The sequence below is a fragment of the Saccharopolyspora mangrovi genome (genome assembly GCF_035320975.1).
GTDB lineage: Bacteria > Actinomycetota > Actinomycetes > Mycobacteriales > Pseudonocardiaceae > Saccharopolyspora > Saccharopolyspora mangrovi.
The window spans coordinates 59,769-71,992 of the sequence record NZ_JAWLNX010000027.1 but is presented as its reverse complement, the minus strand read 5'-3'; the positions used below and the strand labels follow the sequence as shown (position 1 = coordinate 71,992).

General features: G+C 65.0%; 13 protein-coding genes and 1 pseudogene. 8 read left to right on the top strand and 6 right to left on the bottom strand.

What is annotated here, in order from left to right; all coding sequences use genetic code 11:
• From R4I43_RS28535 to R4I43_RS28500, 8 genes and pseudogenes are all read left to right on the top strand, one after another.
• Complete coding sequence (locus R4I43_RS28535) at positions 1 to 768, top strand: alpha/beta fold hydrolase (RefSeq protein ID WP_324268794.1); 768 nt, start codon at positions 1 to 3, stop codon at positions 766 to 768.
• Between the two features lie 85 nt (positions 769 to 853).
• On the top strand, positions 854 to 1,297 hold the full coding sequence (locus R4I43_RS28530; RefSeq protein WP_324268793.1) for a hypothetical protein: 444 nt from the start codon (positions 854 to 856) through the stop codon (positions 1,295 to 1,297).
• Positions 1,298 to 1,389: 92 nt separating this feature from the next.
• A complete protein-coding gene (locus R4I43_RS28525; RefSeq protein WP_324268792.1) occupies positions 1,390 to 1,995 on the top strand; it encodes a hypothetical protein in 606 nt (201 codons plus the stop codon).
• Positions 1,996 to 2,012: 17 nt separating this feature from the next.
• Entirely contained in the window at positions 2,013 to 2,537 is a 525-nt protein-coding gene (locus R4I43_RS28520) for a hypothetical protein (RefSeq protein ID WP_324268791.1), read from the top strand.
• A 16-nt stretch (positions 2,538 to 2,553) separates the two neighbouring features.
• A complete protein-coding gene (locus R4I43_RS28515; protein WP_324268790.1) occupies positions 2,554 to 3,141 on the top strand; it encodes a hypothetical protein in 588 nt (195 codons plus the stop codon).
• A 1-nt stretch (position 3,142) separates the two neighbouring features.
• The gene (locus R4I43_RS28510; protein ID WP_324268789.1) at positions 3,143 to 3,790 is read left to right on the top strand and encodes a hypothetical protein; all 648 of its coding nucleotides are present in this window, start codon (positions 3,143 to 3,145) and stop codon (positions 3,788 to 3,790) included.
• Positions 3,791 to 3,827: 37 nt separating this feature from the next.
• Complete coding sequence (locus tag R4I43_RS28505; RefSeq protein WP_324268788.1) at positions 3,828 to 4,331, top strand: hypothetical protein; 504 nt, start codon at positions 3,828 to 3,830, stop codon at positions 4,329 to 4,331.
• A 251-nt stretch (positions 4,332 to 4,582) separates the two neighbouring features.
• Positions 4,583 to 5,414, top strand: a pseudogene (locus tag R4I43_RS28500) (transposase family protein).
• 40 nt (positions 5,415 to 5,454) lie between these two features.
• On the opposite strand, the gene R4I43_RS28495 reads toward R4I43_RS28500, so the two are convergent.
• The 6 genes from R4I43_RS28495 to R4I43_RS28470 form a co-directional block, all read right to left on the bottom strand.
• Positions 5,455 to 6,717 carry an IS256 family transposase gene (locus R4I43_RS28495; RefSeq protein WP_324268787.1) on the bottom strand — a complete coding sequence of 421 codons (1,263 nt, stop codon included), beginning with the start codon at positions 6,715 to 6,717 and terminating at the stop codon, positions 5,455 to 5,457.
• A gap of 528 nt (positions 6,718 to 7,245) precedes the next feature.
• A complete protein-coding gene (locus R4I43_RS28490) occupies positions 7,246 to 8,007 on the bottom strand; it encodes an SDR family NAD(P)-dependent oxidoreductase (RefSeq protein WP_324268786.1) in 762 nt (253 codons plus the stop codon).
• Positions 8,008 to 8,039: 32 nt separating this feature from the next.
• Positions 8,040 to 9,221 carry a thiolase family protein gene (locus tag R4I43_RS28485; RefSeq protein ID WP_324268785.1) on the bottom strand — a complete coding sequence of 394 codons (1,182 nt, stop codon included), beginning with the start codon at positions 9,219 to 9,221 and terminating at the stop codon, positions 8,040 to 8,042.
• A gap of 18 nt (positions 9,222 to 9,239) precedes the next feature.
• Positions 9,240 to 9,980, bottom strand: a complete 741-nt coding sequence (locus tag R4I43_RS28480; protein WP_324268784.1) for an SDR family NAD(P)-dependent oxidoreductase — start codon at positions 9,978 to 9,980, stop codon at positions 9,240 to 9,242.
• On the bottom strand, positions 9,977 to 11,017 hold the full coding sequence (locus R4I43_RS28475) for a phosphotransferase family protein (RefSeq protein ID WP_324268783.1): 1,041 nt from the start codon (positions 11,015 to 11,017) through the stop codon (positions 9,977 to 9,979). The genes R4I43_RS28480 and R4I43_RS28475 overlap by 4 nt, the downstream gene beginning before the upstream one ends.
• Complete coding sequence (locus tag R4I43_RS28470) at positions 11,014 to 12,219, bottom strand: acyl-CoA dehydrogenase family protein (protein WP_324268782.1); 1,206 nt, start codon at positions 12,217 to 12,219, stop codon at positions 11,014 to 11,016. The genes R4I43_RS28475 and R4I43_RS28470 overlap by 4 nt, the downstream gene beginning before the upstream one ends.
• Between the last annotated feature and the right edge of the window lie 5 nt (positions 12,220 to 12,224).

The window sequence follows — 12,224 nt, the reverse complement described above, 5'->3', positions numbered from 1 at the left end:
ATGACAAAGATCAAGTATGAGGCATCCAACCCTGCGGGCGGGCCGACCGTGATCCTCGGTTCATCACTGGGCACCGATCGTTTTATGTGGCGGGAGCAGGTGCGGTTGCTTCCGCGAGCGTGGAACGTGGTTGCCTTCGATCTTCGTGGTCATGGAGCCTCGCCATTGAGTCTCGAGACACCGTCGGTCGATGACTTCGCCGATGATGTCATCGCCGTCGCTGACGAGCTGGGCGTTGATCGCTTCGTCTTCTGCGGACTGTCGATCGGTGGTGTCATCGGGCAGAACCTGGGGGCCCGCTACCCGGACAGAGTCAGCTCACTGGTGCTTGCCTCAACGGGCCTGACCATTCTGAGCAAGCAAGCACTCGTTGAGCGCGCCCAGCGCGTGCTCGAAGAAGGGACGGCCTGGATCGCCGACGTCTCGGCCCCTCGCTGGTTCACCGAGCGGTTCCGGACCGAGCATCCCGAGATCGTCGAGGCCAAGATGGATCACCTACGACGCATGGACCCACGCGGCTATGCCGATGCCTGCCTCGCCCTCGCCGGATTTGAGGGTCATGACGCAGCCGCGTCCATCACCGTACCAACGCTGGTCTTGTCGGGGGAGGACGACGTCGCCACGCCTCCAGCGGGCAGCGCCGAACTCGCGGCCGCCATCCCTGGCGCCGAGCTTCGCTCGTTGCCAGGCTGCGCGCATCTGTGCAACGTAGAGCAGCCGGAACTCTTCACAGAGTCGGTCCAACGACATGTTGACACCAACCACTGAGGCCAGTGTCGGCACACTCATGAACACCTTCAACAAGTCACGCCTCATACGCCTCGCTGATCAGACTATTGGGAATCGTTGCCGGATGAAGACTGCGCAGAAGTACGAGATCTCCGCATACGATAGCGAACCGAACGAGCTCGCGAACATCCTGACGGGATGGCTAAAACAGAACCTGGAAAGCTCCCCGCAGCGGTACAAGATTGCCCGTGCGATCCCGCGCCCGGTCACGGTGCACAGCACCGACACCAAGCAGACCACAAGCATTGTGTTCTATGAAGACCGGGCCTTGGTGTTCAACGACCTGGTTGGTCGGCCGAGCGTCGTGGTCAAGGCCAGCGTCCCGCAGCTCGCGGAGGTCTCGCAGGTGTACATGAAAGCCCGGGGTTATCTGCCAGTCGGATTCTTCACCCGCCGAGGTAGACGGATCCTCGAGCAGATCATGACCAGAAACCTCGTTATCAAGGGACTACTCACGCACACCGCCACAGCGCTGAACTTCGTCGCGCTCATCTCGGTGGCTGACTAGCGCCGGAATGCCCCGGCGACCACGTCGACCAACCCGTGCCGGGCGGCATTCTCCGGTCGCGTCCTGCCGGTGCGCGAGGAAAGGACGGAACAGTGAACAGCAATGCTTTGGCAAGTCAGCATTCGCGGACCGATGTGGTTCCCCCGGGCAGGCACGCACAACCGAGCTCAGTGCTGCGCGCATTGCAGGTGCTCACGGTACTCGCGCTGATCCCGGTCCTCACCTTCTACCTGTGCCCGAGGATCTTCAACTTGGTTGCCATTCCGTACCGCCTTGACCAGGCCGTCGTGCACGCCAACCGGTATAACCTCGCCCTGCACAGGATAGTGGCTGAGGAGAAGGTCACGCTGGCGGCCTTTGCCGCGCTCGACCGCATGGACGTCTCGGTGTCCGATGTTCGCTCCACCGACGCGAGGGTAGCGGCCGAACTGCGGATGTTGATCGGCCAGATCCGCGGAGACCTCCAGGCCACATTGGACGATACAGACGCTAGCGTTCAGGCGCTCAACAGTTCGCTGGACGAGTTGGAGCGTGAGGTGCGGGGCCTCCACGAGCCGGTGGGTGGTGCTGAGGCAGCGCTGGCCGGGGACCGCGCGCGGCTGGCCGCCATCCTCAACGACGTCCGTTCGACGGCTGCTGACGTGCACAAGGCGCGGCAGGACGCAGATCAGGCCGCCGACAATGTTTCCGGCGATTGACAAGCGAGGAGAAGGCCGTGTTCTTCGGACCCAGGCACGGCCCGGCGCGCATGATCCTGTCGTTGATCGGGGTCGCGGTGCTCGGGCTGCTCAGTTTCGTCGTGTTCAACCTCAACGCTCGGCTGGACGCCCAGGAACGAGCCAATCAGCAGAGCCTCGCGGCTTCGCGAGCGATCGTCGAGGTCAACGACAAGCTCACCCTTCGACTGGCCCAGCTCGACAAGCTGGCCGACAGCGTCGAGCTCGCCGTGGACGAGACCGAATCGCTCACACCGCTGTTGATCCAGTTGCGCGATGCCATCGGACCGGCCGCGGCTGCGGTGTCGGACGGCACGGCCGGAGCGGAGCAGAGCAACGACAAACTCGCCACGATCAAAGGCGTCCTCGAACAGGTCCGCGGACGCGTGGTGCCCCTCGTCGGCTCGGCGGAGGAATTCGGTGACCAGGGCAAACAGCTGGTAGCGATCCTACGTGGCCTGGTAACGGATCTGGAAGCGGCTGTGGCCGCGGCGGAGCGGATCAACGATTCACTGCCCCTCTGAGCTTGGCGCTCGGCAGGTGCTGGAGGCGGAAATGGAACGACGAACGGATATCCCGGCCGAAGCAGTGCGCAGCTCCAGCGCGACAGCGATCATCACCGAATGGACCGGGCGGGTGGCTGCGATGATCTCGATCGTCCTGTTCGTACTGGTCATGTTCACCGTGCAGAAGGGACTCGCTGTGCAGCACAGCGCCCAGCAGGTCGTGCACAACTTCCACACGGCCAACGACTACTTCTCTTCTCGCGCGGACTTCGCCGCAGCGGCGCAGGCCAAGAACCACCTTCAACGGTTATACGGTGTGCTGAGCCGGTTGAACGAAACGACCGAGAAGGATGTCAATGCCCTTTCGGCCACTTTGCCCGACGTGGCGCGCCTGCTCGAGGCGGGGCGAGGTGATGTGGCATTGGCGCAAGACCTGCGCGCCGTGGCCGACATGCTGCAACAGTCCGCGGGAAGTTTGAACAGCATCGCCAGAGATGCGCACATGAGCGTTTCACAGGTGAATTCCGATTTGTCCACCGCTGTGGACTTGGTCGGCAAGCTCAACGCGCAACTGGCCACGATGGAGCAGAAGTTGGCGCTTCTGCCCTCCACCGGGAGGTAGCGTGATCACGAAGAAGACATGGTTCGCCTCGGTCGCAGCGCTGGGTTGCGGAAGTTGCGTGGCAGTCGCCATGTTGAACGGCTTCGTTCCCGGCTTGCGGGACATCGCCGACCCGCTCGGCCGTCCTTCGCAGCTGAGCTCGGAAGTCATCCACTCCGCGAGTGAATTGGACCGGCTGACCTCGGAATTGGTGCCGGCGCACGAAGATCTCGGCCAACGCATGCAGGTGCTCAACGTTCTGGCTGGAAACCTCGACGGTCTCGTCGGCAAGACCGGTGAACTCGTGCCCGCGGCCGGGGGCGTCAATGCCGAAACCGCGGCGGTGGGCGACATTGCCCGCCCCCTTCCCTCGATGATCGACAAGGTCACCGGCCGGGCGCGCCAGGCGGCCCCGCAAGTGGCCGAGCTGGGCACGGCCGTCGGATCTGTGACCACGCAACTGGAGAACATCGGCAGCGGGTTGACCACCATCCAAGGAGATCTGCAGGCACTCGGGCCGCGGGCGAAAATGATCTCAGGAACCCTCGGCAAGATCGAATCCGAATCGGCGAGGCTGCGGCCGGTCGCTCCGGTGCTGTCCCTACTGCGGCCGGTGACCAGCTCAGACAACGGGAGCCTGCTGCCCGGCCTGCTCAACATAGGCCGCTGACGAGGAAAGGGAGAACATGTTCCGAGTTTCCTGGGCCGTGGCCGCGATCTTCTCGCTGCCTATGCTGACGGGCATCCTGGTGGTAACACGGGACCTGGCGGTCACCAACGACATTTTCAAAGACGGCGTCGGACAGGCCGAGGAGGTGGTCGCCACGACGGGCAAGGCGCTTGGCGCCGCCGACCAGCTCCCGTCGGCGGACGCGGCGACCGGGCAGAGCCTGCCCGAAGTCGTCGGGGCACTCAACTCGCTGAGCAAAGCCCAGACGACCCTGGGCGCCCTGGGCGGACAGCTCGACACCCTCGGAACAGTACTCACCAGGGCCGATTCGCATTTGGTAAGCATCGTTGAAGCCACCCGAACCTCCACCGAACAAGCCGGCGCCGCAGCAAAGCCCCTCGAGGGAATCGTGGGACCACTGGCCGACTCCGACGAGAAGGTCCGCTGCCTTGCCGGCATGTTGGACGAAACCTCCGCCCGAGCCCAGCGCATCGAAAGCAAGCTGCGAATCCTGCTCGTACTGCCTGAACTCAGCCGTTGAATACGCGGTCAAAGCTGGAATGCTGGCTGCCCGCTCCCCGACACTGCTCGGCGGCCCGGGCGTCGAATTCCGTCCCCGATCCCGTCGCCTGAAAGGAGAGCACACGATGAGGTGATCTCAGTAGTGTTGGGATGAGTTTCGCGCGAGGTGGCGGATCCGGTTGGCAGCGTGGGGATCCGGGTGAAGTCAGGGCGTGGAGTCCTTGGTAGAAGAGAACTCGCCAAAGATCAACTCCATGCCAAGGACTCCACGTGATTGTCTATCGTGCCATCCTCGATGTCCCTCGCGAACTTGCCCTGTATGTGTCTGGCCTGCTGCGGGCCGAACGCCGTAGGCGCGGGACACGGAAACAGGCCCGGGCGCTGACGTGTTTCTGGCAGGCCGTACTCGGGCTGCGCTGGTTCCGGGATCACCGCGACGTCACCGCTCTGGCCCGCGATCACGGCATCTCCCGCGCGACCGGCTACCGATATCTGGCCGAAGTCATCGACGTTCTGGCCGCCCAGGCCCCGGACCTGCACGAAGCCCTTCGCCAGGCCCATAACGCCGGGGCGGCGTATGTGATCCTCGACGGTCAAACTGTTCACCACCGACCGACTGGGCGAGAAAGCCACCAGCGTGAAGGGAAAACCCATCGACGCCTGGTACTCAGGCAAGGCCCACCAGCCCGCCGGCAACATCCAGGGCCTGCTGCAAGCGGACGGATTCCCGCTCTGGGTCTCCGACGTCGAGCCCGGCTCCGTGCACGACCTGACCTGTGCTCGCGAGCACGTCCTCGGCGCTTTGTACTGGGCCGCCTCCCAGCTCGACCTCCCGACACTGGCCGACGGCGGCTACGACGGCGCCGGTATCGGCGTCCACACCCCGGTCAAACAACCCACCAGCCACCAAGCCCTCGACGCCAGCAACGACACCTACAACAGCCTGCTCCGCGCCCTGCGCTGCCTCGGCGAACGCGGCTTCGCTCTCCTGACCGGCCGCTGGCGATCCCTGCGCCACATCACCACCAGCCCCCGCCGCATCGGTGACATCGTCAAAGCCGCACTTGTCCTCACCCATTTCGAACGCGGCCGAACCCCATAAAAAAACCGATTTTTTGTGGGTAGGGCGGTGACCGTTCCGGTTAGTTTTCGGTGATTCGGTCGCCGTAGAACATGGCGAGTGTGTTGAGTATATCCTTCCATCCGGCGACTTTGCCAGTGATGTTGGGGCGGTTTTTGATGGGATTTCTGATGACGAGGTAGAGCACTTTCAGTGCGGCTTGTTCGTTGGGGAAGTGCCCGCGCCTGCGGGCGGCGTGCCGGAATCGCGAATTCAGCGACTCGATCGCGTTCGTGGTATAGACGAGTTTCCGGATTGGGGCCGGGAATTTGAGGAAAGGGATGAATTGTTCCCAGCTGTTGCGCCAGGTAGCGACCATCGCGGGGTAGCGGTCTTCCCAGGTTGTGGCGAATTCGTCGAACGCGGCTTGGGCTGCCTCGACCGTAGGGGCGGTGTAGATGGTTTTGGGTTCGGTGGTGATCTGGCTCCAGTATTTCCTGGAGGAGTACTTCAGGCTGCTCCGGATCAAATGCACCACACATTGCTGGATATCGGCCAGCGGCCAGGTGGCGTTGATCGCCTCAGGTAGCCCTTTCGGGCCGTCGCAACAGACGATCATCACGTCCTCAACGCCACGGTTGCGCAGCTCGGTCAGCACGCCGGCCCAGTGTTTGGCGCCCTCACCGCCGGTGCCGGCCCACAGGCCCAGCACCTCTCGTTGCCCGGCCAGGGTCACGCCCACGGCCACGTAGATCGGCCGGTTGGCGACCTGGCGGTCCCGGATTTTCACAAAAATTGCATCGATCAGCACGACCGGATATACCCGGTCCAGCGGGCGGACCTGCCATTCATTCATTTCCGCCACGACTTTGTCGGTGATCTTCGAGATCAACTCTCGGGACACGTCGACGTCGTAGATCTCGGATAGGTGCTTCTGGATCTCGCCGGTAGTCAATCCCTTCGCGTACAGCGAGATAACCGATTCGTCGAATCCCTCGATGCGGCGTGCGTGTTTCGGCACGATCTGCGGATCGAACGATCCGTTGCGGTCCCGTGGAATATCGATACGCACCGAACCGACATCGGTATGGACCGTCTTCTGCGAACGGCCATTCCGCTGATTGGCCGCGCCCCGACCCGCCGGATCGCCTTTCTCGTAACCGAGATGATCATCCAGTTCCGCGGTCAACGCGGACTCCAGAACTGTTTTCGTAATGTGCGATAACAGGCCACCTGGACCGGTTAACGACACGTCCTCGGATCGAGCCCGTTCCACCAAATCCGCAAGATCCACACCATCGACCACGGACGGCTCCGAGGCCGCTTGTTCCGATTCCTCCGACACGATGATCCTTCCCGCCGAGCCAGGACGGCCCAGCTTCCCGGATCACCACCCCGCCCACAAGATCCCGGACAGTCCCAAAACTTTTGCTGAGATCACCTCATTGTGGCGGAGTATTGCGATGCGGGGCGTTCGAGGCGGTGGTCCTGGCATCAAGGCCATCTGCCAACAGCGCGGGTGGTGATGGCATTGCTGGCCGGAGGCGGGTGTGCGGGTTGAGCTTGACCGTGAAGTGTTGAAGGCGCGGCATCGGGTGTTGGCGGCGGTGCGGGCCCACACCCGAATAGTGTTCATGCGCAGTGGGGGCGTCGGTTGCATCGGTTGGAGCCGAATCCGGCGACCGCCCGGTGGGTGGGGTGGATGTTCACCCAGCGCGCTGCGGGGCGCAGCGTTGCCCGCATACGCGCGGGAACTCAACGATCGCGGGGTGCGGTACCCGTCCGGGGCTGACCGCGTACGCAACGCGCATCGGTCTGGGCGCGAGGCGGCTTTTGGACGACCTTTCATCGATACCGACTTTGATGGGGATCGTCAGCGCGGTGCCATGCGGATCGCGCCGTCGAGACGGATGACCTCACCGTTGAGCATGGGGTTTGCCACGGTGTGCTCGACCAGTGCGGCGTATTCATCGGGGGCGCCGAGCCGGGACGGGTGCGGCACCTGTGTTTCAAGTGAGCGCCGGGCGTCGTCGGTGATCCCGTCGAGGATGGGCGTCGCGAACATGCCGGGAGCGATCGTGACCACGCGGATCTGTCGGCCGGCCAGGTCGCGGGCGATTGGCAATGTCATTGCCGCGATCCCGCCCTTGGATGCGGAGTAGGACGCCTGGCCGATTTGACCGTCGAAGGCAGCAACCGATGCGGTGTTGATGATCACGCCCCGTTCTTGCCCGCTGGGTTCGACCTCGACCATGCGTGCTGCGGCGAGTCGAATTACGTTGAACGTACCGATCAGGTTTACCTCCACGACCTTGCGGAAGCTTTCCAAAGGCAGGGGCCCGTTCTTGCCGACCGTGCGACCTGGATCGCCAATCCCGGCGCAGTTGACGACGATCCGAAGCGGTCCCCGGTCCGCTGCGAGCGCAACAGCGGCGCCCACTTTCTCGGGATCGGCCACGTCGGCAGGGGCGAAGGTCGCAGTGTCGCCAATCGATTCGACAGCCTCCTGGCCCCTGGCAGATGGCAGGTCGAGAAGTGTGACCAGTGCGCCTGCGGCAGCCAGCCGTTGAGCGGTGGCCAGGCCGAGCCCCGAAGCGCCACCCGTGATCAATGCAGATGTTTCAGCAATGTCCATTCGATACTCCGGTTGTCAAAGCAGGCGACGGGTCACAGGCGTTCGATGATCGTGGCGTTGGCCATGCCGCCTGCTTCGCACATCGTTTGCAGGCCGTAGCGGCCGCCGGTGTCTTTGAGGTGGTGGACGAGCGTGGTCAGCAGGCGGGTACCGGATGCGCCCAGGGGGTGGCCGAGTGCGATGGCGCCGCCGCGGGGGTTGAGCCGTTGCGGGTCGGCGTCGAGCTCGTCCTTCCACACGAGAGGTACCGGGGCGAACGCCTCATTGACCTCGTAGGCGTCGATGTCGTCGAGAGCGAGGCCGGCCCGCTTGAGGACCTGGTGTGTCGCCGGGATGACACCGGTGAGCATGAGCAGCGGGTCACTGCCCGTCACCGCGAAGCTGTGGAAGCGCGCGATGGGTTGCAGGCCCAATGCGGCGGCCTTGTCCTCGCGCATGATGAGTACCGCAGAGGCACCGTCGGTCAGCGGTGAGGAGTTGCCCGCGGTGATCCGACAGTCGATCTCGGGGAACCGGTGGCCGAGAGTGGGATCGGCGAATGCGGGTGGGAGGTCGGCGAGCTTGTCTGCTGTGCTGCTCAGCCGGATGGTCTCGTCTGCGTTGATGGGTTCGCCGTCCGCGGTCGTGACCGGAACGATCTCGGCGTCGAATCCCCCGGAGGCCGCGGTTGCTGCCGCCCGGGCGTGCGAGCGTGCCGAGAACTCGTCCAGGGTGGTGCGGGTCAGCCTCCAGCGCGCGGCGATGAGTTCAGCCGCGATGCCCTGGTTGACCAGTCCCTGCGGGAACCGGGCGGCCAGAGCCTCGCCGTAGGGGTCCTTGCCCATGGTGGTGCTGCCCATCGGAACCCGGCTCATCGACTCCACGCCGCACGCGATCACGATGTCGTAGGCTCCCGCGGCCACTCCCTGTGCGGCGAAGTGCGCTGCCTGCTGGCTGGAACCGCATTGCCTGTCGATGGAGGTGCCGGGTACGGCCTGCGGGAACCCGGCGGCGAGGACTGCGCTGCGCGTGATGTTGAGCGCCTGCTCGCCGGCCTGGTCGACGCATCCGCCGATCACATCGTCAACGAGCGCGGGGTCGAGGTCCGAACGCTCGACGAGCGCGTGCAGGACTCCGGCGAGGAGATCGGTGGGGTGCACTCCGGACAGTCGACCGCCCGGCTTGCCCTTGCCGGACGGCGTCCGGATCGCATCCACGATGACGGCGTTGTTCATGCTTCCTCCACTGGATGATCAGGCGCGCCAGAGCTGGTCGCCGGCGCGGGTCACGACGATGTTGGGTACCACTGCGCGTGCGGACAGGCGCGTGACGGCGAGGACTAGTTCGGTGACGTCACCGGTGGTGAGCATCGTGTCCGAGCCGAGCGAGTCGCGTTTCCACGCGGTCATGTCGGTGTCGACGAAACCGGGGGAGATGGCCGTGGCCGTCACCCCATGCGTTGATTCCTCGAGTGTCACGCTCTCGCACAGGGAGATCAGGCTGGCCTTGCTCGCGCCGTAGGCGGCGAGGTGCGGTTCCGAGGCGACCCCGGTGATCGAAGCGAGCGCAACGATCTTGCCGCCCCGGTTCGGTTCTCGCGCCGCCGCTTTCCGCAGGAGCGGTAGGCATTGCTGGATCAGCAGGAACTGGGCGCGTAGATTCACCGACAGCGTGAGGTCGTAGGTCTTCATCGACGTCTCCGCCAGGGAGCCCGCCGTACCCACCCCGCCGTTGAGCACGAGGACATCGAGACTGCCGAACCGGTCCGAGTGGGCCGCGGCCAGTCCACGCACGTCGTCCTCGACTGCCAAGTTCGCCACCGTCGAGTGGACGGTGGCGCCGGTGTCTTCGCTGATCTGTGCGGCGGCTCGTGTCAGTCCTTCCTCCCGGCGGGCGGAGACCGTGAGTGCGTACCCGGCCTCGGCCAGGCGCTGCGCGATGGCCAGCCCAATGCCCCGGGATGCGCCGGTGACGAGTGCGGAGGGTGTGTTCATGGGTGTCGAGCTCCCAGGGTGTCGAGGCCGGATTCGAGCAGCTCTGGGACCGCTTGGCCGACCCTGTCGAAGCCGTCCCCGATGGTTTCGCCTGCCAGGTAGCGTTGGTGGATTCCTTCGGCAATGACGGCCATCTTGAAGTAGCCCAGCGCGCGGTAGAACCCAAGGTTGGCGATGTGCAACCCCGAGCTGATCGAATAGCGCTCAGCCAGCTCGTCCGCTGACAGGAACCCGGTATTCGCGGTCGGTGCGTGGCGCACGCCCAGAACGGGCTCGGTCACCGGGTCCCAATAGACCTGCAGCAGTCCGAGATCGGCGAGCGGGTCGCCGAGGGTGGCCATTTCCCAGTCGACGATCGCGGCGATCCGGCCAACGTCCGAGGAATCCAGGATGGTGTTGTCGATGCGGTAGTCGCCGTGGACGACGGCTGAGATGGACTGGTGCGGCAGCGAGCGGGCGAGCTCCTGGTGAAGAACGTCCACCGCGGTCAATTCGCGGGTCGCCACCCGATCCCACTGTCCGCGCCAACGCCTGACCTGACGCTCCAGGTAGCCATCGGGACGCCCGAAGCCGGTCAGCCCGACTTCGTCGTAGGGCACGGCGTGGAGTTGGGCCAACGTGTCGACGAGAGCGCGGGAACACCGCTTTGCCTCCTCGGAGCTGAGCTTCTCGGCGTCATCACCGTCTCTCAGCGTCCTGCCCTCCACGTAGGACACAACCGCGAAGGGCGCACCGAGGACCTCGGTGTTCTCGCAGAGGGTGACCGCTCGGGCGACCGGAACGCCGGTGCCGTGCAGGGCAGCGACGATGCGGAACTCGCGGGCCATGTCGTGCGCGGTAGGCGTCAATGGTCCCATCGGGGGCCTGCGCAACACCCAGTTGTGCAAGCCGTCGGTGACCGAATAGGTGAGGTTGGACTTGCCGCCGGTGATCAGTCCAACCGTCAACGGACCGGCCGTCTCCGATACCGCGGTGTCGAAGTAGCGCTGCAGAGCGGGCAGGTTGATACCGGGAGGTACGTGGGAGGAGATACTCATGGCCGTGCCTCCAGCCTGGTCAGGGCCCGGCGGACGATACGGCGCCCGATGGACCAGCGGTGGGTCTCCGATGGACCGTCGTAGATGCGGAAGGGCCGGACCTCGCGGTAGAGCCGGGACAGGGCGGCATCACCGGAGACGCCCAGCGCGCCGCAGATCTGCAGTGCGCGATCGACCACGCGGTTGACGGCTTCGGCTACGAAGGTCTTGGTGATCGAGGTGATGTGGCCCGCTGGGGCTCCGGTGTCGAGGTCCCAGCACGTCTTGAGGATCAATGTCCTGCTGGCCTCGATGTCGATTTCGTTGTCCGCGAGCAGCTGCTGCACCATCCCCAGGTCGCCGAGCCTGCCACCGAACGCTTGCCTCGTTGCGGCCCGCTCAGCGGCCAGGTCGGCGGCGCGGCGTGCCGTGCCCAGCCAGCGCATGCAGTGCGTGGTGCGAGCCGGACCGAGGCGTACCTGAGCGTATTCGAACCCGCGGTCGAGCTCTCCGAGAATCGCGTCGTGGCCGACCTCGATGTTGTCGAGGGCGAGCTCGGAGTGACCGCCGAACATGCTCTCGTCCAGTGTGTCGATGTTGCGCACGTGCTGGAAGCCGGGTGCTCCGGCGTCCACCAGGAACATGGTGGCGCCGCCGCGGGATCCGGGTTCGCCGCTGGTGCGGGCCATCACGATCGCGAAACCGGCGTTGTGAGCGCCCGTGATGAACCACTTGCGACCGTTGAGCAGCCACCCCGCTGAGGTGCGCTGGGCCGTGGTGGCCAGGGCACTGGGGTCGGAGCCCGCGCCGGGCACGGGCTCTGTCATCGCGAAGCAGGACCGGACATCGCCGGCGGCCAGCGGACGCAGGAACCTCTCCTTCTGCTGTGACGTGGCGATCTTCTCCAGCAAGTGCATGTTGCCCTCGTCGGGCGCTGCGCAGTTGAGCGCTAGCGGGCCGAAGAGCGAATAGCCGGCCGCCTCGAACACCGGTGCGCGGTCGCGCATGTCGAGGCCGAGTCCGCCGAACTCGGTGTCGACATGCGGGGCGAACACCTTCGCTTCGCGCGCGGCGTCCTGCAGCTGTCGCCGCACATCCTCGCTTGCGTCGTGGGCCGAGCCCTGGTGCGCGAGCTCGATCGGGAGCACGACGTCTTGGATGAGGTGCTCGGTACGCCGGACGAGCTCAGTCACGGCTGGACCGGGGTCGAACTGCACGGGCACGATTT